Origin of the sequence: Prevotella sp. LMAG:51, assembly GCF_008680225.1 — a bacterium.
GTDB lineage: Bacteria > Bacteroidota > Bacteroidia > Bacteroidales > Bacteroidaceae > Prevotella > Prevotella pectinovora.
On the sequence record NZ_NALQ01000022.1, the window covers coordinates 70,348 to 95,923 of the forward strand.

A 25,576-nucleotide genomic window follows, 5' to 3' on the forward strand; every position below is an offset into this window, starting at 1 on the left:
AAAAATCTGACATGGCAAAATCCTGAGCAACTTTTTGTTGCTCAGGTACTTGTAAATAAAGTTAAATCAAAGTGTTGCGGAATTAAGGGATATGAGTATCAATACATTCATTCAGCGTCCTTTGTTGTCGGCAGTCATCTCTGTGTTGATTGTCATTGCCGGCATCGTGGGTCTTGAGAGCCTGCCCGTGGAGCAGTACCCGGATATTGCTCCGCCGACAGTTTTCGTCTCTGCCAACTATCCTGGTGCGAGTGCAGAGACAGTCATCAAGAGTGTCATCACGCCCTTGGAGGAGAGTATCAACGGTGTGGAAGGCATGACCTATATGACCTCGTCAGCCAGCAACAGTGGTGAGGCAGATATCACGGTCTATTTCAAGAAAGGCGTTGACCCCGATATGGCAGCTGTCAATGTCCAGAACCGGGTGCAGTCGGCCCTTGCCAACCTCCCCGCAGAGGTGACGAAAGAAGGTGTGCAGACGGAGAAACAGCAGAATGCCGAGCTCATGACGTTGGCTCTTTGTTCTACCGACGGGAGATTCGACGAGAATTTCCTCAACAACTACATGAACATCAATGTCATCCCGCGGTTGAAACGTATCCAGGGTATTGGCCGTGTTGAGCTCTTTGGCTCAAGCTATAACATGCGACTGTGGCTCGATCCCAACAAGATGAAAGCCTACAGTCTGGTGCCCGCAGATATCACTGCTGCCTTGGAAGCCCAGAATATCGAAGCAGCTACAGGCTCTTTCGGTCAGAACCATGCCAATGCCTTTGAGTATACAATGAAATACCGTGGCCGCTTCTCTACGCCCGAACAGTTTGGCAATATCGTTATCCGCAGTACGCAGAATGGTCAGATTCTGCGCCTGCGCGATGTGGCGCGCGTGGAATTAGGTGCTGACGCTTACAACTTCACGACACAACTCGACGGTAAGCCCGCAGCCACCGCTATGTTGCAGCAGACAGCCGGCAGCAACGCCTCTGAGATCATCAATACCATTGATAAGGAGTTGGAAGATCTTTCGACTCAGTTGCCTCCGGGGATGAAGTTTCAGAAGATCAACGACACGAACCACTTCCTCAATGCCTCGATCAATGTCGTGGTCCACACGCTCTTTGAGGCATTGTTACTTGTCATCCTCGTGGTCTATGTTTTCCTTCAGGACATCCGCTCCACGATCATCCCTTCTATCTCCATTGTCGTCTCTATCATTGGAACATTCGGTGTCTTACAGTTGATGGGCTTCAGTATCAACCTGTTGACGCTCTTCGCCCTCGTGCTCGCCATTGGTACGGTTGTCGACGACGCCATCATCGTTGTGGAGGCTGTGCAGGCCAACTTTGACAAAGGCTACCGCTCGCCTTATCTTGCCTCGCGCGATGCCATGGGGTCGGTGACCTCAGCCTTGGTTACCTCTACACTGATCTTTATGGCAGTGTTCATCCCCGTGAGTATGATGGGAGGAACCTCCGGCGCCTTTTACCGGCAGTTTGGCTTGACGATGGCTGTTGCCGTAGGCATCTCGTTCATCAATGCCATGACGCTCTCTCCGGCTTTATGTGCATTGCTGTTGAAGCCCTATAAAGATGAGAATGGAAACGAAAAGAATAACTTCGCAGCGCGCTTCCGCCGTGCTTTCAATGCAGTGTTCAGTGTCCTTGAGGATAAATATACACGCGCCGTGTCTGCGTTCATCCGACATAAATACGTGTCTTACGGCATCGTGGCCGCTGCTGTGGCGCTCCTTGTCTTCCTCGTCAAGATAACGCCGACGGGGCTGCTGCCTCAGGAGGACACGGGTATGGTCTACGTCAGTATGAACACCCGTCCGGGTACCTCCATGCATGACAATGCCAAGACCTTGAATACGGTGAAAAATTTGGTGGCGAGCGTGCCCGGCGTAGCTCATGTGGCGGCTGTCAACGGCTATTCGTTCACCTCCTCCGGTTCCAACTCCGCCATGATCTTCGCTCCCTTGAAAGAGTGGAAAGACCGTAAGGATCCGTCGGAGTCGGTCGACAGCATCGTGGAGCGTATCATGGCCGTCACCTCACTGGTGAAAGATGCCGACGTGCTTGTGATGACTCCGCCGATGGTGCCGGGATTCGGTATGAGCAGTGGACTGGAGTTCAACTTGCAGGACCACACGGGTAGCTCTATCGCACAGTTTCAGCGTGTGAAAGATGCGTTTGTCGATGAGCTCTCCCGTCAGCCGGAGATCGGCCAGGCCTTCTCCGACTTCTCCGCCAACTATCCTCAGTTCTGGCTCGACGTCGATGCCGCTAAATGTCAGCGGGCAGGAGTATCGCCAAGTGATGTCCTCTCGACGATAGCCGGTTACTATGGCGGTTCCTATATCTCCAATTTCAACCGCTTCTCCCGCCTTTATCACGTCACGATGCAGGCTGAGGCCGCCGACCGTGTCACACGGCAGTCGCTCAACAACATCTATGTGCGGCTGAGCGATGGTCAGATGGCGCCGGTCAACAATTTCGTCACACTGACTCCGACGATGGGTCCGCAAGGTCTCTCGCGATTCAATATGTTCAATTCTATCAGTGTCAATGCCGATCCCGCTCCTGGTTACAGCTCGGGTCAGGCGATGGAAGCCGTGGCACGCGTGGCTAAGCAGACGCTCCCCTCCGGCTATGGGTATGAGTATAGTGGACTGAGCCGCGAGGAAGGCAATACTAGCAACAACTTCGTCATTGTTGCAGCACTGAGTCTGTTGATCATCTATCTCGTGCTTGTGGCTCTCTACGAGAGTCTTATCCTTCCGTTTGCAATCCTGCTCGCAGTGCCTGTCGGTATTATGGGCAGTTTCCTCTTCGCGCAACTCTTTGGCTTGCAGAACAATATCTATCTTCAGACGGGTGTCGTCTTGCTCATCGGTCTGTTGTCGAAGACTGCCATCTTGCTGACGGAGTATGCCGTGAAACGGCGTGAGGCAGGCATGCGCATCACCCAGGCAGCTTTCTCTGCTGCCAAGGCCCGTCTGCGCCCGATCCTCATGACTGTCCTCGCCATGATCTTAGGTCTGTTGCCGTTGATGGCTGCTTCGGGAGTTGGAGCCAACGGAAGCCGATCTTTGGCATCGGGTGTCGTGGGTGGCATGCTGATAGGCAGTGTGGCGCTGCTCTTCCTTGTCCCCGCTTTCTTCGTCATCTTCCAATGGATGCAGGAGCACTGGATGCCCCGACGGCTCATTGATGTGCTGAGAACGCAGAAGATCACACCTTGATATCAAGGGTCGTACCCTCACCCTCTATAGAATGGACGGAAACTTTTCCGCCCATTTTTTCTATGATGGCTTTGGAGAGTGCCAGACCTACACCGTGACCTTTGATGCTGCGCGTGTTCTTGGCACGGAAGAAAGGTCTTAGTAAAAACGAGAATTTCCAAAAAACTGTCAGACTGTCTGGTTTTTCTACATAACACTCTGACAAACAGACAGTTGACTACCTGGCAACTGTCAGCCAATTGTCTGGATGGTTTGCTGATGAAAGGATTTGTCAGATGTGAGGAATTGCATACGTTGGCAGAATCCTGTAAAACAGGAATATGGGTATTACAACATTAACTTATTGGGAACTTGTCTGACAGCAGTTCTGCCCAACTGGGGCAAGCAGCGTGCCCAAGTGGGGCAAGCACGTTGCCCAACATGGGCAAGCACGTTGCCCCTATTGGGCAGAATTTATGCAAAGCGGTTGCCCAAAAAGTTGATGTCGCAATATCCATATTCTTGTCATCCGAATACCATTCGTCTGATTTCCTGTCGCCTGACAATTTTTATCTCGTATTCAAACCATCCAGACAATTTGCTGACAGTTGCCAGGTAGTCAACTATCTGTTTATCAGAATATTACCACGAAAAACCAGATGGTCTGACAGTTTTTTTGAAAATTCGTGATTTTACTAAAAATCAGCGTTATGGGCAAGGTTTTGCCCCATTTGTTTCAGAATATAGAATTTGGAATTATGTCACTGTCAAAGTCAGGATGAGGCAAATGTCTTGGCACATCGCCTTAAGACGGGGTTCATTTACCCATGTCATAAGTCACCTTACTCTCGTCCCACTTGTCTTTCGGCTGCTGGTCGCCCTTGGGATAACCTATAACGATGGTGCAGAAAGGAACGAGATTGGAAGGAAGACGGAGGAGCTGGCTCATCGCCTTGCAGCGCTCTTCCGACGGATAGGTGCCGGTCCAGACAGCACCCAGTCCCATGGCATGTGCCTGCAGCAGGATATTCTCTGTCACGGCAGAGAGGTCTTGTGGCCAGAAGCCGCGGAGCCCGTCTTCGTCTTCTTCATATTTACTCATGTCGCCGCACGGCACGATGGCGAGCGGTGCGTCTTTCGCCATAGAGGCATTGGGACACAGCCCGGCAATCTGCTGCAGCAAACTGCGGTCTCTCACCACCACAAGATGCCACGGCTGACGGTTCATTGCCGTTGGGGCAGCCATCCCGGCATGGAGCAGCGTGTCTATCTGTGAGTCGGAGATGCTGGTGTCGAGATATTCCCTCACCGACGACCGCGTCATGATGTTCTGATATACTTCGGCGGAGATGCCGCCGGTCTTCTCTACTGATTTCTCTTCCGACACCGTGGCAAGACGCACACTGACACAAAGGAGAGCGGCGGCAAGCACTACGTTGAGGAAGAATGATGATTTCATTTTCATATCTGTTTTTTGTTGACAAGTGGATTATTCTCCTTTCTGCGCCAATTTCAGCAATGTACCCATCGGACACACGAAACGACAATACGGACGCTGCACGAACAGCGACAGCACTACAAAAACACCGGCAATGATGATTACCGGCAGGGAAGCCTGATCCATGATGAAGGCAGAGAAGGGTTCGTAGTCGGTCCAGCCTGCCCATGCGCCACTCCACAAGAGCAACATGAGGACTGCCCACAGCAGTTGTCTGAACGTGTCGAGGAAGCGCAACGTGGCAGCGCCAATCTTCAATTTATGAGGGATTAGCTGACCGGCAACCTGTTGCAGCGAACCGAACGGACAGACATGGGCGCAATAGTAGCTCTTCTTGCCGAAAAGAGGATATACGAACGCCGTGACGATCATCACCACCGGAACGAGAGTCAGCCATAGGTTCATGCCATTGGCAAGGAATCCCATCAGCGAGGTGTACGAAAGGAAGCTGCCACACCAGAAACCGAGGACCACAACATTGAGCACCATCTGAACAAGCTGGTAACGGCGGTTCTTGACAAAGAGCGGCAGGATAGCGGCGAGTAGCACCACGATGAGAGCAGCCACATTCTTCAGCGACAACACATCAGCAAGGGCTGGACCACGGTCTGCCTCCTGCTTCTTAGCCACAAGCTGCAGTCCGCGCTGCATATTCGCTATTATGGCATGCGACGAATAAGTGGCTCCCGAAACGGCATCTACCTTCATCGCCAGGGCTTCACCTATGGTCTTGCCCTTCCACTTATCAAATAATGTGGCGGCATTGGCAAAGAAAGAGGGGGTCTCCTGATTGTCGAGAGCCCTGACGCTCTCCACCACACCGTCGCGGACGGTGATTTCAAGGGGCACGGTGCCGGCAAAGCCCTGGATGTCTTTGCCAAGGGATGCGGTGTTTACCACCATACTGCCGTCGTCAGCAGTGACGATCGGGCCTGCCGACAGACTGTCGGCAACTTCTGTCTTTTCACCGCCAAGCTGATTGCCCCAAATCTTGTTGCTGCGCAACACAGCTACCGAAAGGAGAATCATCAGACAAGTGAAAAGACTCAGAATCTGTTTTATCTTATTCATATTTTATTAAGTTGACGAGTTGACGAGTTGACGAGAAATCGAGTTGACAAAGGAAGTTGTCTTACAAGAAAGTCTGGACGAGACTCATCTATCCACACCGGTCTATCTATGACAGTAAACGTTTGCCAACTTATTATATTGTGACACGAGACATAAAAAAACGACGAAGAATCGGATTTTATATACCTTAAAACCATAATTCGCAATAGCCGCTATTGCTCTTTAAAAAGACAAACAAAATCCACTCTTCTACAAAACAAAATACAGGCAAGTTCTAATGACCATTGTGGGGTAAATCACAATCAGCGATTTGGGTCAAAGCATTTTTTTTCATAATTTTGCAACTATTCCCCACCCCACTCCGTCTAACTACTGAAACAAGACAAAACATCAACGAAACAAAAAACATAACGGATATGAAAAGAATTATAGCAACACTGATTATCGGCATGACATTGTCGGCTGCCCTCCCTACGATGGCAAGACACGGCAACAGGACAACGGCAACGAACTCCGTAGTAAGACACAAGAATGCTGACGCCGGCGCAAAGAAAGATTCCGCTACAGCAATCGTCGCATTCAGCGACACTACCGACACGGACGACCAGGATGCTGCTCCCGATTCCGTGATAAATTACACACAGATACACTCGAACATGTCGGATGTGGCGAAACAGATGTTCAAAGATGCGATTATACCTATAACGATAGTGTTCATCATCTGCTTCCTCGCTCCGGTGGCAATAATAGGCCTCGTCATCTATCTCATAGTGAAATCGCGCAACCAGAAACTGAAACTCGCGGAGATGGCGATAAAAAGCGGACAGCCGATACCCGACTTCGCGGCAAAGAACCAAGTTTCACGCAACGACTACCTGTGGTCGAAGGGCATAAAGAACATCTTCCTCGGCATCGGACTCACCGTGATGTACTTCATCCTCAACATCAATTTGCTGTGTGGCATCGGATTGCTCATCGCCATATACGGAGTGGGGCAGGCGATAATAGCCAAGACAACCGGCGGAGGAAACATCAATGGAAACTTCTCCCAGCAAAACTTCAACGACCAGAGACAGAACGCTCCTTATTCTGACAATGGCTATAACAATCCACAAAACGGATACAACCGGCAGAGCAACGACAACCGGCAAGGATATGACAACGGCACTACTCAGAATGCCAACGACGAGAACATAGGATAAAGATACAACAACCCAAAGGAAAGGACTCTGACATCATGCCTGAATTGATGAATGACATAAAGCTCGTCACCCAGGTGGCGGTATTTGGCAACAAGCGGGCTTTCGACTCGCTGTTGCGCAAATACCAGTCGCAAGTGCGCCGCTTCCTGCTCAGCCTCACGCTGGGCGACCGGCAGCTCGCCGACGACCTGGCACAGGATGCGTTCATCAAGGCGTATGCCAACATAGGGAAGTTCAGAGGTCTGTCATCATTCTCCACATGGCTGATGAGAATAGCCTACAACACCCATTACGACTATCGCCGCAGCCACCACCAGACGGAGGACATGGACACACCCTCTGTTGCGGCTCGCCATGCCGGCAATGACGACTGCACTTTGGGGATGGACATACTGAAGGCTCTCGCCACACTGAAACCTGACGAACGCACATGCATAACGCTGCAGCTCATCGACGGACAGCCGATTGACAAGATTGCCGCCATAACCGGCATACCGCAGGGCACAGTGAAATCCCACCTGCACAGAGGCAAGGAGAAACTCACCACATACTTAAAAGACAATGGATATGAAAGAAGATAAAGACGAATTGCTGAAACGCTTTTTCTCAACGGCAAACCAGACGGTGATTGCCGACGAGGGATTCTCTGACAGGGTGATGGAAGCCATCGAACCTGCGGCTGACAAGAGGCTGAGGAGAATCTCCAGGATATGGACGGCGGTATGCTGGACAGCGGGCATCGTCATCCTGATATACATCGACCTGATATCAAGCATCCACGAGTCTGCCACACACGTCTTTTGGAACTGCATAAGATGGATGACAGACATCATGCAGCAGTTTGATCCTGAACATGTCAACCCATTGGTCTTCACACTGCCACTTGTTGCCACAATGGTCGTAGCAATATGGTGTCTGGCAGAGAACAAGAAACTGTCTGAGATTTAAGGTCCAATCGGTCATTATGCCTTAATTGCCAATCTTTTCAGATGTCTATATTAGCAAATATCAAAACAACTGATATAAAAGGATTCATATCCTGAAATAAGAATAACATTCAAGACGATGAAGAAGATAATTATCACCGCAACGGTCATGTGTCTTTCTATATGTCTGTGGGCACAGGGAAACAAGGGAATAACCGCAAGCAGACTTGCCGAGGGCGACCTGCTCTTCTGTGTGGCAGAAAGCGGCAACAACATAACTGACGTGACTACGGGACTTGACGGCAGACAGATCGACCATGTGGCGATTTATCATAATGCCGGCGGAAAGGGATTTGCCCTTGAAGCCATACACAAGGGAGTGTGTCTCACTCCTATCGACAGCTTCATGGCGAGACGCCATGTGGTGGTGGTGGGACAACTGAAAGACACAGTCGGCGTGGCTCGCTCGGTGGAGAGGGCAATACAGTTTATCGGTACGCCATACGACTTCAATTTCATGCCGTCGGACAGTGCGATGTATTGCAGCGAACTGGTGCAGAAATGCTACAGGAGCAGGGATGGCGAACTGGTGTTCAAACCGATTCCGATGTCGTTTCATGACAAGACGGGCACAATAACCGCCTATTGGAGGGATTATTATGCCCGTCAGGGATTGAAGGTGCCAGAAGGCGAACCGGGAAGCAATCCCGGCGACTTGTCGAGAAGCGACAAGATCGTCATTCTGGGCGAACTTCGGAAATAGGGTCGTTATACTACAGATTGACGTTCACCGCTACGCCGGCCATCACCCATGCACCTGGCTGGGGAATAGATCCGAAGTCGTAGTATTTCTTGGCAAACACGTTGTTTGCCTCTACATAAGCCTTATACCATTTGTCATTCCATGCCAGACGCACGTCGGTGACGGCATACGGCTGGTAGTGCTTCACTACGGCATTGCCTGAAGCATCGGTGGCGGTGAACTTGCCGTCGCGCTTCTGGAAACGGTATTTCACCGTCAGGTCGAGGTTGCGCCAAAGGTTGAGGTCGAGGTTTGCGATGAACTTATGACGCAGATACTCCAGTGTGGAACGGCTCTGGATATTGGCAGGCTCGTCCTTGTCTTGTGAGAGGTAGGTGTACTGCAGCGTGAGGTTCTTCACCACATGCTGAGCCGGGATGAGACGCAGGAAGTTGAGACCGACTTGTGCCTCGGTGCCTATGGTGTTTACCTTGGTGAAGTTCACCGACTTCCACACTGCCTCGTCGCCTTCGCTGCTGTCCCAGATCCAGTCTATCATGTTCTTGCAGCGGTTGTGGAACACGCTTGCGCTTGCCGTGATGCCGGCGCTGAGATATTTCACTCCGCCCTCAAAGGCTTGCAGTTCCTCCGGTTTCAGATGTTTGTCTGCCTTGTGGCCGCCTACGGAATAATATAGCTCCGTTGCCGACGGCATGCGCAGCGACGTGTTGTATGAAGCATAGAACTTCACGTGGTCGCCGATGCGATAGCTGGCGTCAACGCCTGGATAGAGGCGCATGTTCATGTTGCTCCATGAGTTTTTCACTGCCACCAGTCCAGCCGAGAGGGTAAACCTTTCGAGCAGGATGTTGTGCTCCAGGGCGAAACTGATGTTCGTACGGTTCAGACCGTTGGTATAGTCGCGGTCGGTCTTGTGCACATGCTTGGGCTTGTCGAGCGGTTCGCCGAGCGTGGTACTCACGAGGTCTTCGTTGCGCAGCTCTGCCGAGATGGCGGTGCGGCCGAACGCCCAGTCGAAATAGGAGTTGAGGTTCACACCATAGACATCGGTGCGGTGATAATTGTAGGGAACTCCGTATGACAGTCCCTCTGGTTTTTTGCCGTCGTGACCGCGGAACCATTCAAAGCGGTCCATGTTTCTGTTCCAATATATAGAAGGTTTGAGGTGGAACTTGCCTCGCTTCGTCTCCGCCTGCACGGCGGTATACGTCTTGAAGGTATGCTCAAACTGATTGTCGGAGCCAGTGCCATAGAAGGTGTTAGAACCAAAATCGCGGGAACTCAGTCCTGCATGCCAGTCCACCTTGATGTCGCTGTCCTCATAGCCGCCCTGATAGAAAGCCTTTCCGCCATAGAAATCGCCGTTGAGCTTTCCAGCCTTGCTGCGGCTGTAGCCGTCGGAACGGGTATAGCTTCCTGAAACGCGGTTGGTCCACTTGCCCGACGAGAGGTTGAGAGAGGCTCCACCGCTGAGGTAGCCGTAGCTTCCGCCGTCAATGTGGGCGGAAACGTTGCTCGTCTTCTCTTTCTTCGTCACGATGTTGATGGCTCCGAGCAGCGACGAGGTGCCGAACACTCTCCCGGCAGGTCCCTCGAGCACTTCAATGCGCTCTATGTCTGCCACATCCACCGGGAAATCGAAGGCGTTGTGTCCCGTCTGCGGGTCGCAGATGTTTATGCCATTGAGGAGAACTGTGATTTGCTCGTAGTTTCCGCCGCGGATACTGATATCGGTCTGCGCTCCAATCGGACCGCGCTGCCTCACATCCACGCTGGCGATGTATTTCAGCAAATCGTTAACACTTTGCACTGGCGCACATTGAATTTCCTTGCTGTCCAGTACAGTTACCATTCTCGCCGCCTGACTTCTGGTCAGCGGCGCTCGTGAGCCCGTTACGCTCACTTCGTTCAGCATCACATCGCTCTGGGTGGAAAGGGTGTCAGGACGAAGCTCCTTGGTGCTCACTCCCTCTGCCTTGGCATGAGAGACTGTAGCAACGCTCAGAGTGCCGATGAGCACCACCTTGCCCAGGCATGCAAAAAGTGCGTAGCCCTTGTGGGAGAAGCGTTTGAACTTCATTGGCTCGCACGATGCCATTGGTCTGTTGTACATAAAAATATAAAGTAAATTATTAAAAAACGGTTGCAAAGATACTAATTCGCCGCTACAACTCCTTGCTTTTTAAAAATAATAATGTAAATTTGCACACGATTTTTATCAATTCTATTAATTATGGACGATTATCACGCGGAAAATAAAGACTTGTAGGCGCAGGGACGGCAACGGCTCTCTCAGCAGAGACTCCTGCGCTTGATTGTTTACCAAGTGGAGGATTTATCGATGAGAACATACTGGAACTATACCGAAGGCCTGAAGGCCATCAAAGAATGGGAGCCCAACTGCTGGATACAAGTAACATGTCCAAGTGAGGAAGATCAGCAGATGCTGATCGACCGTTTCAACATTCCCGACTATTTCATATCAGACATCAGCGATACCGACGAGCGTGCCCGCTATGAGTACGACGACGGATGGATGCTTATCATCCTGCGTATTCCATACGTAAAGGAGATACGTTCGCGCACGCCATACACCACAGTGCCGTTGGGTATCATACACAAGCGCGATGTCACTATAACCGTGTGCTTCTATGAAACGAACATGATGATAGACTTCGTGAGCTATCAGCAGAAGAGAAGCGAGGGATTCACCGACTATGTTGACATGATTTTCCGTCTCTTCCTGTCATCGGCGGTGTGGTATCTGAAACGACTGAAGCAGATAAACAGCCTTATTGAGAAAGCCAAGAGAAACCTCGACAGAGAGGTGAACAACGAGTCGCTGATCGGACTGTCGAGACTGCAGGACTCGCTGACATACTTCCAGACATCAATCCGCGGAAACGAGAACCTGCTCGCCAAACTGAAGTTCAAACTGCAGGTGGACGAGTTGGACGCCGACCTCATCGAGGACGTGAACATCGAGATGAGCCAGGCGCGGGAAACGACGAGCATATATTCCGACATTCTGGAATCAACGATGGACACATATTCGAGCATCATCAACAACAACATGAACACCGTGATGCGTACGCTCACCTCGGTCAGCATCATCCTGATGTTCCCTACGCTCATCGCCAGTTTGCTGGGTATGAACCTCATAAACGGAATGGAAAACAACAAATACGGATTCCTCATAGCCCTCGTCGCATCTGTCATGATATCAGGAGTTTCATGGTGGATATTCCGCCATAAACGTCTTATTTAACAACGAAATATTAAAAATCATTACATAAATTAGGAAGTTACAATCTTTTTAAGTAAGTTTGCAATTCATTTTAGAGCGGTAATTGCATATCAACGGCTATAACAATTAGTATTATAATACCTTATTATATATTATAAGAGCCGAAGCATGGACCAAGGAAAAAGGCTACATGAAGCACTTTCCTGCCGCAAGTGTATTTTTATGGAACCCCAATCACAAATTTAAAACGTGAAGTAATGGACTCTCAAGAAAAATCTCTCGAACAGACAATGGAAAACGAGAAGAATGTAGAAGTAACTCCAAATGAGGCAACAGCCCAGAAGGAGCAGGTGGAAACAACCGACAACGCTGCCGAGGCAGAAAATGCCAGCGGACAGAGAAAAGTCTACAAGACCAAAGCGGAGGTTGTGGAAAGAATCAAAGAGATAGCTCATGCGGAGGAAATTCCGCAGAAGGATGAGGTGGATTATCTCAAAACCGTATTCTACAAGCTTCATTTCGCTGAGAGAGAAGCTGACATGAAGGCATATTTGGACGCTGGCGGTGACCCGGCAGCTTATCAGGTGAAACCCGACGAGAACGAGAACGCGTTCAAGGCCGAAATGACTATCATCAAGGAAAGAAGAGCTAAACAGTTTGAGGAACAGGAAAAGCTCAAGCAGGAAAACCTCAAGAAGAAGCTCGACATCATAGAGAAAATCAAGAATATGGCAACCTCGCCGGAGGAAGCCAACAAGTCATACCAGGAATTCAAACAGCTCCAGCAGGAATGGAAGGAAATCAAGATGGTGCCTGCTGAAAACGCCAACGAGCTCTGGAGAAACTATCAGCTCTACGTGGAACAGTTCTACGACCTGCTGAAGCTCAACAGCGAAGCCCGCGAATATGACTTCAAGAAGAACCTGGAGATAAAGACAAAACTCTGTGAGGCTGCTGAAAAGCTTGCCGACGAAGACGACGTGATAAGCGCATTCCACCAGCTGCAGGAGCTGCACCAGGAATACCGCGAGAGCGGACCTGTGGCAAAGGAGCTGAGAGAGGGCATCTGGGCTCGCTTCAAGGCTGCATCTACAGTGATAAACAAGAAGCACCAGCAGCACTTTGAGGACATACGCGCCAAAGAGGAAGACAACCTCAACAAGAAGACTGAACTCTGCGAGAAGGTGGAGGCTATTGCCAAGGAGGAGAACAAGACTTCTGCCGACTGGGAGAACCACACCAAGCAGATCATCGAGATACAGACAGAATGGAAGACCATCGGATTTGCACCTCAGAAGATGAACGTGAAGATCTTTGAGCGCTTCCGTGCTGCTTGCGATGATTTCTTCGGACGCAAGTCGGCTTACTTCACACAGATGAAGAAGGAATTCACCGAGAACGCCGAGAAGAAGAAGGCTCTCGTGGAGAAGGCACAGGCTCTGAAAGACAGCACTGAATGGAAGGCTACAAGCGACAAGCTCATCGCTCTGCAGAAGGAATGGAAAACTATCGGAATGGTACCGAAGAAATACGGCGACCAGTTATGGAATGACTTCCTCGCAGCATGCAACCACTTCTTTGAAGCACGCAACGCCGCCAATGCCGGAGCACGCAATGAGGAGCACGCAAACCTGGACAAGAAGAAAGCCGTGGTGGAGAAACTGAAGGCTCTGCTCGAAAACCCTGTCGACGACACACAGGCTGAGGTTCGCAAACTGACTGAAGAGTATAACAGCATCGGTCACGTGCCATACAAGGAGAAGGACAAGATCTTCAACGAATACCACGAGGTGCTCGACAAGATTTTCAAGGAACTGAACATCTCTACAGCCCGTCGCCGCCTGAACAACTTCAAGACAAACCTGAAGAATGTGGCTAAGCGTGGCGAGGATGCTCTCGACAATGAGCGCACAAGACTGCAGCGCCGTGCCGAACAGATGAAGCAGGAGATACAGACCTATGAGAACAACCTCGGTTTCCTCAACGCTTCAAGCAAGAAGGGCAACAGCCTCATCGACGAGATGAACCGCAAGGTGCAGAAGCTGAAGGACGATCTGGAACTCATCAAGCAGAAAATCAAGGCCATCGACTCTGAAGAGAAATAAAAGAGAAGAATACAAGCTAAATAAAACATCCCAGCCAAGCACAAACGACTTCGGTTGGGATTTTTTCATGAATTATCCATATTAACTAAATCAATACAACCATGAACAAACTTATTTTAGCGACTCTCCTTGGCGCCTACGGCCTTGCAGCACAGGCTCAGGACAACCCGCTATGGATGCGCCACCCGGCAATCTCGCCCAACGGCAAGACTATCGCCTTCTCATACCAAGGCGATATCTTCACCGTTCCGTCAAGCGGTGGCACGGCGAAACAGATTACCTCCAATGCGGCTTTCGACTCCTACCCAGTGTGGAGTCCCGACGGCAACCACATCGCCTTCGCCTCTAATCGAGAAGGAAGCATTGACGTGTGGGTAATGGATGCCAACGGCGGTATTCCCAAACGCGTCACGACCAACAGTGGCAGCGAATATCCTCTGAGATGGAAAGACAACTCTACCATCATGTTCAAGGCTTCTATCATGCCAACAGCCAAGTCTATCATCTTCGCAGGCTCCTACCCTCAGGTATACACTGTAGGAATGGATGGCGGACGTCCGAAACTGTTTTCCGACATCACCATGGATGCCCTCGACATCAACGCCTCCGGAGATGTGCTCTACATCGACCGCAAGGGCTATGAGGACGAATGGCGCAAGCACCACCGCTCGCCTATCACTCGCGACGTATGGCTCAAGAGCGGCGACTCGTTCAGGAAGCTGACTACATTCGACGGTGAGGACCGCGACCCTGTGTGGTCTGCCGACGGCAAGTCGTTCTACTATCTGAGCGAACAAAGCGGCACTCTGAATGTTTACCACCGCACTCTCGACGGCAAGGAGACACAGATAACCAATCATGAGAAGAATCCGGTGCGCTTTCTTTCGGCAGCCACCGACGGCACTTTGTGTTATGGCTACGACGGTGAGATCTATACCGTGCGCAAAGGCGGACAGCCACAAAAGACTGCCATCAGGATTGCCGCCGACACCGAGGGAAAGGAGCTTATACGCCAAATCAGAAACTCTGGAGCATACAACATCAAACTGTCGCCTAACGGAAAGGAAATCGGTTTCGTCATGCATGGCGATGTTTATGTAACATCCATAGAATACCGCACCACAAAGCAGATTACGAACACTCCTGAGCAGGAACGCTACATCGACTTCTCGCCAGACGGCCGCACTATAATCTATGATTCGGAGCGCAATGGTGTGTGGCAGATCTATGCCACTACAATGAAGAACAAGGATGAGAAGCAGTTCGCTTACGCTACTGAACTCGTGGAAGAACGTCTGACACAATCCGACCAGACTTCATTCCAACCTAAATTCAGTCCCGACGGCAAGCAGATTGCCTTCTGGGAAAACCGTGGAACCCTGCGCGTCATGGATGCCAAAGGCAAGAATGTGAAGACGGCGATGGACGGCAAGTTCGTTTATTCTTACAGCGACGGCGACATCGACTTCACATGGAGCCCCGACAGCAAATGGCTGCTCTCTTCATACATCGGTGTGGGCGGATGGAACAATTCAGACATCGCTTTGGTAAATGCTTCCGGCAACGGCGAGATTCACAACCTCACCGAGAGCGGATACAACGAAAGCAATGCCAAATGGGTGCTCGACGGAAAGGCGATGCTGTTCTGCAGCGACCGTGCCGGCTACCGCAGCCATGGCAGCTGGGGCGCTGAATACGATGCCTATCTCATGTTCTTCGACCTTGAAGCCTACGAACGCTACCGCATGAATAAGGAAGAGCGTGCGCTGGCAAAGGAAAACATGACCGAAAAGGAGAAGAAGAAAGAGGAGAAGAAGGAAGAAAAGGAAAAGAAGGAAATGGAGAAACCGGAGGCAAAGGAAATGGAGCCTCTGAAATTCGACCTCGAAAACTGTCGTGACCGCATCGTACGACTCACCGTCACTCCTTCGTTCCTCGGCGACATCCTGCTCGACAAGGATGGCGAGAACATCTACTACAATGTGGCGTTTGAGAAAGGCATGGACCTATGGCACCGCGACCTGATGACCGGAAACACGGAGCTGCTGATAAAGAACGTGGGCAATGGAGAAATGATGTTCGACAAGCCTTATAAGGAAATCTATCTCGCTGCCGACGGAGGCATCAAGAAGGTGACGCCACAGAGCAAAGCCGTGAAGAACATAGAGTTTGAGGCTCAGTTCAACTACCAGCCATACAAGGAGCGCGCATATATGTTCGACCACGTTTGGCGACAGGTGAAAGACAAGTTCTATGACAAGAACATTCATGGAGTTGACTGGGAGGGCTACCGCAAGACTTACGAACGCTTCCTGCCTTATATCAACAACAATCACGACTTCCAGGAGATGCTGAGCGAAATGCTCGGTGAGCTGAACGCCTCGCATACCGGTGCAAGATACTCCGGCTCATGGGCTTCATTGCAGACTGCAAGTCTCGGTCTCTTCTTCGACGAGGACTATACCGGCGACGGACTGAAGATTGCCGAAGTGATAAAGGGCAGCGAAATAGCCTGCAAGCAGACTGACGTGAAGTCCGGATGCATCATAGAGAAGATTGACGGCACGGAAATCAAGGCCGGCATGGACTACTTCCCGCTGCTCGACGGCAAAATCGGCAAACCAGTACGCCTGACAATCCGCCCGAAGAGCGGACGCTCATTCGATGTAACGACAAAGGGAATGTCGATGAACGCCGTTGACGACCTGCTCTACAAGCGTTGGGTTGACCGCAACCGCCAGCTGGTAGACAGTCTGTCGGGTGGTCGCCTCGCCTACGTACACGTAAGAGCGATGAACAGCGAGAGCTTCCGCACCGTATACCGCGAGCTCCTGAGCGACAAGAACCGCAACCGTGAGGCTGTCATCGTTGACGACCGTCACAATGGTGGAGGATGGCTGCACGACGACCTGTGTACTCTGCTCAACGGCAAGGAATACCAGAATTTCATGCCACGAGGCAACTATATCGGCCGCGACCCGTTCAACAAGTGGACAAAACCTTCGTGTGTGCTCATCTGCGAAGACGACTACAGCAACGGCCACGGATTCCCTATGGTATACAAGACTCTCGGCATCGGCAAGCTCATCGGTACTCCAGTGGCAGGCACAATGACTGCCGTATGGTGGGAGACGATGATCGACAACACCATGGTATTCGGAATTCCGCAGGTGGGATGTATGACTCTCGACGGAAAATATGCAGAGAACACTCAGCTGAACCCTGACATCACCGTATATAACACACCGGAGGATTTCCTCAACGGCAATGACCGACAGCTGAAAGCAGCCATAGAGGAAATGATGAAGCAGATCGGCGAAAAGAAATAAGACTATATCCCCAACGGCAATCAGGCCGCGATAAAAATAGGGGTTAATCATTAGAATAGGAGGAAAAAAGAAATGGTTTTCCTCCTATTTCCTTTTGCCGCAAATCTGTCGACGGGTACTGCTCCAGAATTTCAACTCAAATCAGTCATCAGGGACTGCAAGCAGTTATAAAATACTACCATTGAACGGTCTAATGACCGTTTTGGGTTCAAGGAAACAGACATGACAAACTTAAATACACATACAACAATGACGAAACGCATTTGCGACTTCATCGCAAAGAATATGGGACTGATAGTACTCGCCATCGGAGTGCTCTCGGTTGTTTTCCCAACCCCGCTCGGCAGCATCGACACGATATGGATAAATCCGCTGTTGGGAGTGGTGATGTTCGGCATGGGACTGACGCTGAACCCTACCGACTTCAGGATTGTGTTCAGCCGACCTAAGGATGTCATCATCGGATGTCTGGCTCAGTTCACCATCATGCCGATAACGGCATGGCTCCTCACTCATCTGTTCCAAATGCCAGAGGACTTGGCGCTGGGGGTGATCCTCGTCGGCTGCTGTCCCGGCGGCACGGCATCTAACGTGATAACATATCTGGCGAAAGGCGACCTCGCCCTGTCTGTAGGAATGACGGCGACGTCTACCCTACTCGCTCCTTTTCTCACTCCGATAATAACATGGCTTCTTGCCGGCACCTTCGTTCATGTGGATGCCGTGAGCATGTTTTTCTCCATTCTACAGGTTGTCATCCTGCCCATACTTGTGGGCTTCATGATACAACGGTATATGCCAGAGTTTACAAAGCGGGCGGTGGCTTACCTGCCGGCATTCTCGTCGTTGACAATAGTGTTGCTCGTTGGTATCATCGTTGCACACAACGCCGGGAAACTGCTCACCTGCGGACTTCTCGTGATGCTCGTAGTGATGCTCCACAACATCTGCGGACTGACCTTGGGCTACGGCATCGGCAGACTGCTCCGACTGGAGCACAAGAAGTGTGTAGCCATCTCCATAGAGGTGGGTATGCAGAACTCCGGCCTCGCCAGTTCACTCGCCACCCTTCATTTCACCGCCTACCCTCTCGCCACTATCCCTGGCGCCGTATTCAGCGTATGGCACAATATCAGCGGAGCGATAATGGCACGGGTATATGACAGAAACGAGAGATAAGAAACCAAAAGACCGCAAGCTGTTGTAAAGCTAATACATTACAAAAGCCTATGTCACGCGTCCTCATTATATAACAAAAACGAGGAAACTACTCTAATGATGATCATCATATCGAAAAAGAGATTGGCAGCGGCGATTGCGATGCTTTGTGCTCTGATTTCCACCGCACAGGGCAATGCTGCAAACAAGATAAAGACAGACTACAAGCCCCAGGACTATGTGTGGACCTCACAGAGCGAGAACTCCGCAGGGTCGATGCCCTGCGGCGGACATGATGTGGGGATGAACGTGTGGGTGGAGAACGGTGATGTGCTGTTCTATCTTTCGAAGAGCGGGATGCTCGACGAAAACAACACCCTGCTCAAAGCAGGTCGCTTCCGCTTGAAAATCGACGGACAGCCGTTCAGCGGCAACAGTTTCGAACAAAGGCTATCGCTCGACGACGGCGCCATATATATCAAAGGCGACGGTACAAAGATAAGAATCTGGGCGGATGTGTATCAGCCGAAAGTGTTCGTGGAAATCATTTCCGCACAAAAGCGAAACGCCACGCTGAGCTATGAGTCGTGGAGATACAAAGACAGACTGGTCACCAAGGCGGAATGCCAGCAGGGATCATACAAATGGAACATACCGAAAGACTGCACCACCTTTGCCGACTCCATAAAAGCAGGAAAGAGCACGCTGGACTTCTGGCACACAAACCGCAACAACACCGTATTCGACTATACCGTGGAGAGGGAAGGACTGTCGGAAATAAAGGATGAACTATATAATCCTATCGGCGGACTGAAATTCGGCGGAAACATCACGATGCCCGGCTTCAAGTTCACCGGCACGTCTACCGGCACCTATGCCTCCACAGATTTCAAGGCATGGAACTATACTGCCACAGATATCAGACAAGCCACCGTCAGCATCGACCTTTATACCGGAGATACGATAGTCAAGCCTCTGTCGGCAACGAAATCAAAGACACAGAGCGCAAAGTGGTGGCACCAGTTCTGGCAGCGCAGCCATATCATTGCCGAAGGCGAAGCTGCACGCATGGCTCGCAACTACGAACTCTTCCGCTACATGCTGGGATGCAATGCCTACAGCGAATATCCCACGAAATTCAACGGTTCGCTATTCACCTTCGACCCCGTCTTCGCCGATCCTAAATGCCCCTTCACTCCCGACTTCCGCAAATGGGGCGGCGGCACCATGACGGCACAGAACCAGCGTCTCGTATACTGGCCCATGCTCAAGAGCGGCGACACGGACATGATGGCGGCACAGTTTGACACATATCTGCGGATGCTGCCAAACGCCACACGGCGCACCCGTTTCTATTGGGGACACGACGGAGCTTCGTTCGCAGAGCAGATAGAGAACTGCGGACTGCCCAACCCCACAGAATACGGCAAGCACAAACCCGGCGACGACCCGGGAATGGAACGCAACGCATGGCTGGAATACCAATGGGACACAGCATTGGAGTTCTGCTCGATGATGATGCTGGCGCATGAATACAGCGGCATGGACATCACGAAATATGAACCAATAATACGACAGACACTCACTTTCTTCGACGAGCACTACCAGTATATAGCCAAGAAGCTCGGGGTGAAACCTCTCACTGGCGACGGCAAACTGATGTTATACCCATCTTCGGGCTGCGAGACCTACAAGATGGCATACAACCCGTCGAGCGTCGTGGCCGCCCTGCAGACAGTCGCCCGACAATGGACTGAATACAAGGGCGACAGCCTCAACGGCATAATGAAACGCATTCCCGAAATACCGCTACACACCATCAGCGGCGACACCTGCATCGCCCCGGCTATAGTATGGGCAAGGATACAGAACATTGAGACACCTCAGCTATATCCCGTATTTCCATGGAGGATATACTGCATGGGCAGAGACTATCTGAATATCGGCCGCAACACATATCTGAAAGATCCTCACGCTGTGGAAATGAGAGCCACCAAGGGATGGAAACAGGACAATATCTGGGCTGCCTGTCTGGGACTGACTGACGAGGCATTACGCCTGAACAGCGAGAAGCTCACCGACGGACCTTACCGCTTTCCTGCCTTCTGGGATCCCGGCTACGACTGGGCTCCCGACTGCAACAAGGGCGGAGCATCGATGATTGGTCTGCAGGAAATGCTGCTACAGGAGAAGCCGGACGGCGAACTGCTGTTCTTCCCGGCATGGCCACGAGACATAAACGCCAGATTCAGACTGAAAGCCACTGGTGGACGCACCGTAGAGGCTGAAATCAGAAACGGGAAGATTGAGAACAAAAAAGTATGGAAAGATTGAATAATCCAAGGTAAATGAGAAAGACCACTATAGCAACACTTCTGGCATTGGCAGCCCTTTCGGCAGAAGCCAAGATAACGATAACCGGAACATCATGCAACTATCAGAGGGAACTGGCTGTCAGCCAGGGCGATGTAAGATTCGGTTGGAAGATGACGTCAGATGCCGTCAACGACCGTCAGAAAGCCTATCAGATAATCATCACCGAGAGCGTTACGGGCAAGACCGTATATGACTCCGGCAAAAGGAAATCTGCCGAAAGCCAGAACATCACCACACCTGATTTGCCGGCAAACAGACACGGATACGAATGGCAGGTGAGGGTATGGGACAAAGACGGGAAGCCTTCGGAATGGAGCGCAAGACAGAAGATACGCATCGCTCCAGCTTCTGCCGACCTGTCTGCCGGCGGCATCTCTCCAAGATGGATTGGCGCCATAACCAAAGCCGACGCCCGTCTGCCGGAGGGCAGATTCTCTAACGCGGAATTCAAGAAAGACTATTTCAAGGAGAAATGGAACGCCGTAGACTCTCTTTCGGCAAGGAGCATAATCATGAGGAAGGGATTCTCCAACGACGGCAGGACGGTGACCGATGCCGTGGCATACGTCAGCGGCATGGGCCACTACGAGATGCGCATCAACGGCAAGAAGGTGGGCGACAGCGAATTTGCACCGCTATGGAGCGAATACTCCAAGACCGTTTATTACAATACCTACGACGTGACTTCACTGCTCACCGGAGGTCACAATGCCATAAGCCTTCTGCTCGGCAACGGATTCTTCAACGTGCAGCGTGGCAACAGATACAGCAAGCTGATGACCAGCTTCGGTGCGCCGCAGATGATACTGCGACTGGAGATAAACTACAGCGACGGCACAAGTCAGACGATTGTCAGCGACGGGTCGTGGAAATATGCCCTCAGCCCCATTACCTTCAACAGTATCTACGGCGGAGAATCGTTCGACGCCAGACTGACACAGAGTGGGTTCGACCTCGCCCACTTCGACGACACGGAATGGAAAGACGCCGTGCTGACGGAGGGAACGGACGGAAAACTCATTCCCCAGACGGCACCGCCTGTGAAGATTATGGAGCGTTTCGCCATCAAGGAGTGGCATTATCTGCCTCTAGACTCCGTAGCACCGGCATCGGCAAAGACCAAGCGCAGCGTCTCTCCTCACACCTTCATTGCTGACATGGGACAGAACCTTGCGGGATTTCCTGAAATCAGAGTGAAGGGAAGACCTGGACAGAAAGTGACGATGCTCGTGTCGGAGAATCTGAACAGGCAGGGTGTGTGCGACCAGCGACAGACGGGCCGCCAGCATTACTACGAATACACTATCGGCAGCGACACCACAGAGACATGGCATCCGCACTTCTCTTATTATGGTTTCAGATACATACAGGTGGAGGATGCCGTGCTCGAGGGTGAACCTAATCCTGACAACCTGCCGGTGATTGCCGACCTCAAGAGCTGCTTCATATACAACTCTGCCGAAGAGGGTTCAGAGTTCGAATGTTCCAACCCGCTGTTCACACAGACCCACCGTCTGATAGAGCGTGCCGAAAGGAGCAATATGCAGGGTGTGCTGACGGACTGTCCGCACCGCGAAAAACTGGGATGGCTGGAGCAGGACCACCTCGTGGGACCGAGTCTCTTCTACAACTACGACATGACGACGCTGACCCCGAAGATAATACGCGACATCACGGATACGCAGAAGACTGACGGAATGGTGCCTACCACGGCACCGCAATATGTGTCGTTCGGAAACCTCTTCGACGACTCACCTGAATGGGGAAGCACTCTGCTGATAATGCCGTTCATGTATTATGAGCAGTATGGCGACAACTCCATCATCACCCGCAACTACGAGGCCATGCGCCGCTATGTGGACTATCTCACGGGGCGCGCAAAAGACGGTATCGTGAGCCACGGACTGGGCGACTGGTACGACGTGGTGGAGGGCAAAGCCGGATTCTGCCATAACACACCGATACCACTCGTTGCCTCGGCTCACTATATCCTCGACCTGCAGCTGCTGACAAAGGCTGCCAGGATGACCGGAAACAAGGCTGACGTGGAGAAATACTCCAGGATACGCGACTATGCCGTGGAAGCATTCAACCGGGAATTCTATAAGGCTGACTCCTGCTATTATGGTTCCGGCAGCCAGACATCAAACGCCCTGCCGCTCTTCCTCGGCATAACGGGAAAGAACAAGGCGGCGGTGCTGCAGTCGCTGATTTCTGACATCGAGAAGCACGGCAACAGATTGACGACCGGCGATGTGGGCAACAGATACCTGTTTATGACACTGGCTGCCAACGGCAAGGACGAACTGCTATACAAGATGCTCAACCACTACGACACTCCGGGCTATGGTTTCCAGATAAAACAGGGAGCCACGACGCTCACAGAACAATGGGACCCTCGCCAGGGATCATCGTGGAACCACTTCATGATGGGGCAGATTGACGAATGGCTGTTCAAGGAGATTGCCGGCATACGTAACATGCCTGGCACCAATGGCATGCGCCACCTTCTCATCTCCCCCACCCTGCCCGGCGACCTGACATACGTGAAGGCTCACACCACGACGCTCTACGGCAAGGTTTCCGTATACTGCTCCGCCGACACCATCACCGTAGAAATCCCCGTAGGCTGCGACGCCACCATACAGCTCGCCAACGGATTCAAGAAAAAGGTGGGCAGCGGCAAGCATTCGTTCGGATTATAAGAAAGTGATACTATAGACAGACTATTGATTTTCTTAGTCCAACTCATCAACTGTATACCCCCCCAAAACGGTCATTAGGCCGTTAGATGTAGTATTTTATGACCGATTTGGGATAAAAACTGACGGAACCGGATGTCTCCAGGGAAAGGAGAAGCATCTGGTTCCGTCATTATTTTTGCCTGTCTGACGAAAGGGGCCCAACAGGGAGCGTAAACTCCACCGTCAGTAAAACGTAACAATAAAAAATAATTAAAAAATTAAATATCGTCAGAAGCATATAATTTGGATAGCAGACCCGGTTTCCTATCGAAGAACTTGTCGATGCGGAAGAACCGTATTCCACTTTGTCGCTGCGTCCTCAAGAGAATCATGCGCAAGCACGATACACTCCAGCCAACTCATGCGACAAATGTTCCGAACAGACCACGGAGCTGCTTTGCATCCATTTGACTCTGAAAGAATGTCCACAGCCAACGCTGCTTCTACACTCTTCAGACATACTGCCACGACAGGCGGGGTCCCTGGCGCGCCTGAAGAAACTCTTGCCTGCGAGATGGGAATAATGGCCGTCAGAAATCTTTTCGTCGGGCAGCATCATCTTCAAACCGCAGATCCGCAGCACCTTCTTATAGAAGACACTGAGAATTTCTCCTGCTAAACCTCGCGACAAAGCACTCGGTCTTAGCAAAATTAAGGTTTTTTCTAATGCCATAGATTTAAAGTTTACTAGAATTAAAGTTATATCTATTTTTTATATACTAAATTAAGATACTAAGTCATTCGGGGTGTAAAGGTAAGAAAAATTATCCAAACAATATCGTTTATAGAACAAAAATGCCTCTGTTAGCGAAAAAAAACATATATTTGCAGTATTCCATGCCGTAAGACAAGGCATAAATACGGTATCACACACAGTAAGCTGCCGACTCCGAAGAGCGAAAGGAAACGCCAGACAGGAGCTTTCACTACGGCAGCAAGACAACCACCAAACGGTCATTAGGCCGTTAAGGTATATTTTTAATAACTGCTTGCAGTCCCTAATGACCGATTTAGGATAAAAGAACTTCACGACAATATGAAAGACAATCACAGTTTTCCCAACAGAAGACCATCCACCATCACTACGGCAGCAACGTTTGTTGCCATATGCCTCGCCACTGGATTTGCCTATGCAAAGCAGACAACAAACCTGACGGACGACGCACGACAGACAACATCCGTAGAAACGACAAACCTGACTGACGGCAACCGACAGACAACATCCATAACGGAAAAAGACCAAAGGCCCGGAGGAGAGAGAACAGCCCTAAAGAACTGGGAGGCTGGCAAGACGATAAGCAGTCTGACGCTGCGAGGCTACGACCTGAATAAATGTTTCATGAGCGAGCCCATTCCAGACCGCGTTTTCGAAAGGATGCAGGGCAAATCATATAAGAAAGGCTGCACGGTGAGCCGTGAGTCGCTGCGCTACGTGAAGGTGCTGCATTGGAACGACAAGGGCAAGATTTGTCTGGGAGAACTGGTGTGCCACAAGAGCATCGCCAACGACTTGGTGGAAATCTTCGAGACACTCTTCGCCAAGAAATATCCCATAGAGAGGATGGTGCTCATAGACAACTATGACGCTGACGACCTGAAGTCGATGGAGGCAAACAACACGTCGTGTTTCAATTTCAGATATGTGGCCGGCACGAAGGTGCCTTCAAACCACAGCTACGGCAAGGCAATCGACCTGAACCCTCTGTATAATCCATACGTGAGGAAGGGGGCGAACGGGAAGATAACGGTAAGTCCTCTGAGCGCACGGCGATATGCCGACCGCTCAAAGGACTTCAAATATAAGATTGACCGCAACGACCTTGCCTACAAGGAATTCAGGAAGCGTGGCTTCACATGGGGAGGCGGATGGAAGCGGTCGCAGGATTACCAGCATTTCGAAAAGAAATAGTCTGAAAGACTAAGGGCATGCAGCA

Annotated in this window: 17 protein-coding genes; 12 read left to right on the forward strand and 5 right to left on the reverse strand. The window is 51.0% G+C overall.

Annotation, left to right across the window (positions count from 1 at the left end; all coding sequences use genetic code 11):
• The first annotated feature begins 91 nt into the window (after window positions 1–91).
• Window positions 92–3,244: an efflux RND transporter permease subunit gene (locus tag CCC32_RS07910; protein WP_287073543.1), complete on the forward strand. Its 3,153-nt coding sequence runs from the start codon at window positions 92–94 to the stop codon at window positions 3,242–3,244.
• Here CCC32_RS07910 and CCC32_RS12665 read toward each other — a convergent pair.
• From CCC32_RS12665 to CCC32_RS07920, 3 genes are all read right to left on the reverse strand, one after another.
• The gene (locus CCC32_RS12665; RefSeq protein ID WP_288772969.1) at window positions 3,234–3,449 is read right to left on the reverse strand and encodes a sensor histidine kinase; all 216 of its coding nucleotides are present in this window, start codon (window positions 3,447–3,449) and stop codon (window positions 3,234–3,236) included. The two genes, CCC32_RS07910 and CCC32_RS12665, sit on opposite strands and share 11 nt — an antisense overlap.
• A gap of 591 nt (window positions 3,450–4,040) precedes the next feature.
• Window positions 4,041–4,682, reverse strand: coding sequence for a nitroreductase family protein (locus tag CCC32_RS07915; RefSeq protein WP_287073544.1), 642 nt, complete (start codon window positions 4,680–4,682; stop codon window positions 4,041–4,043).
• 30 nt (window positions 4,683–4,712) lie between these two features.
• Complete coding sequence (locus CCC32_RS07920) at window positions 4,713–5,792, reverse strand: FMN-binding protein (RefSeq protein WP_287073545.1); 1,080 nt, start codon at window positions 5,790–5,792, stop codon at window positions 4,713–4,715.
• Window positions 5,793–6,208: 416 nt separating this feature from the next.
• Here CCC32_RS07920 and CCC32_RS07925 point away from each other — a divergent pair, with 416 nt between their 5' ends.
• From CCC32_RS07925 to CCC32_RS07940, 4 genes are all read left to right on the forward strand, one after another.
• Window positions 6,209–6,994: a DUF6249 domain-containing protein gene (locus CCC32_RS07925; RefSeq protein ID WP_287073547.1), complete on the forward strand. Its 786-nt coding sequence runs from the start codon at window positions 6,209–6,211 to the stop codon at window positions 6,992–6,994.
• Between the two features lie 47 nt (window positions 6,995–7,041).
• On the forward strand, window positions 7,042–7,575 hold the full coding sequence (locus tag CCC32_RS07930; RefSeq protein WP_502705609.1) for an RNA polymerase sigma factor: 534 nt from the start codon (window positions 7,042–7,044) through the stop codon (window positions 7,573–7,575).
• On the forward strand, window positions 7,562–7,942 hold the full coding sequence (locus CCC32_RS07935) for a DUF5056 domain-containing protein (RefSeq protein ID WP_287073551.1): 381 nt from the start codon (window positions 7,562–7,564) through the stop codon (window positions 7,940–7,942). Before CCC32_RS07930 ends, CCC32_RS07935 begins: the two co-directional genes overlap by 14 nt.
• A 117-nt stretch (window positions 7,943–8,059) precedes the next feature.
• Window positions 8,060–8,683, forward strand: a complete 624-nt coding sequence (locus CCC32_RS07940; RefSeq protein ID WP_287073553.1) for a YiiX/YebB-like N1pC/P60 family cysteine hydrolase — start codon at window positions 8,060–8,062, stop codon at window positions 8,681–8,683.
• Window positions 8,684–8,693: 10 nt separating this feature from the next.
• On the opposite strand, the gene CCC32_RS07945 is transcribed toward CCC32_RS07940, so the two are convergent.
• Window positions 8,694–10,796: a TonB-dependent receptor plug domain-containing protein gene (locus CCC32_RS07945; RefSeq protein WP_044079416.1), complete on the reverse strand. Its 2,103-nt coding sequence runs from the start codon at window positions 10,794–10,796 to the stop codon at window positions 8,694–8,696.
• Between the two features lie 228 nt (window positions 10,797–11,024).
• Between CCC32_RS07945 and CCC32_RS07950 the strand changes: the two genes are divergently transcribed.
• The 6 genes from CCC32_RS07950 (at window position 11,025) to CCC32_RS07975 (ending at window position 23,603) form a co-directional block, all read left to right on the forward strand.
• Complete coding sequence (locus tag CCC32_RS07950) at window positions 11,025–11,951, forward strand: magnesium transporter CorA family protein (protein ID WP_022317594.1); 927 nt, start codon at window positions 11,025–11,027, stop codon at window positions 11,949–11,951.
• A gap of 236 nt (window positions 11,952–12,187) precedes the next feature.
• Complete coding sequence (locus CCC32_RS07955; RefSeq protein WP_287073554.1) at window positions 12,188–14,035, forward strand: DUF349 domain-containing protein; 1,848 nt, start codon at window positions 12,188–12,190, stop codon at window positions 14,033–14,035.
• 101 nt (window positions 14,036–14,136) lie between these two features.
• Window positions 14,137–17,364: a S41 family peptidase gene (locus CCC32_RS07960; protein ID WP_287073555.1), complete on the forward strand. Its 3,228-nt coding sequence runs from the start codon at window positions 14,137–14,139 to the stop codon at window positions 17,362–17,364.
• Window positions 17,365–17,613: 249 nt separating this feature from the next.
• A complete protein-coding gene (locus tag CCC32_RS07965; protein WP_287073556.1) occupies window positions 17,614–18,543 on the forward strand; it encodes a bile acid:sodium symporter family protein in 930 nt (309 codons plus the stop codon).
• Between the two features lie 96 nt (window positions 18,544–18,639).
• Window positions 18,640–20,856, forward strand: coding sequence for a DUF5703 domain-containing protein (locus CCC32_RS07970; protein ID WP_287073557.1), 2,217 nt, complete (start codon window positions 18,640–18,642; stop codon window positions 20,854–20,856).
• Window positions 20,857–20,870: 14 nt separating this feature from the next.
• Window positions 20,871–23,603, forward strand: a complete 2,733-nt coding sequence (locus tag CCC32_RS07975) for an alpha-L-rhamnosidase (protein WP_287073558.1) — start codon at window positions 20,871–20,873, stop codon at window positions 23,601–23,603.
• Window positions 23,604–23,970: 367 nt separating this feature from the next.
• Here the strand turns inward: CCC32_RS07975 and CCC32_RS12670 are convergent, their stop codons facing one another.
• Window positions 23,971–24,315 (reverse strand): nucleoside-diphosphate kinase, encoded by a 345-nt coding sequence (locus CCC32_RS12670; protein ID WP_082026266.1) that lies wholly within the window; start codon window positions 24,313–24,315, stop codon window positions 23,971–23,973.
• Between the two features lie 363 nt (window positions 24,316–24,678).
• Between CCC32_RS12670 and CCC32_RS07980 the strand changes: the two genes are divergently transcribed.
• Window positions 24,679–25,551, forward strand: coding sequence for a M15 family metallopeptidase (locus tag CCC32_RS07980; RefSeq protein WP_287073559.1), 873 nt, complete (start codon window positions 24,679–24,681; stop codon window positions 25,549–25,551).
• Window positions 25,552–25,576 lie beyond the last annotated feature (25 nt).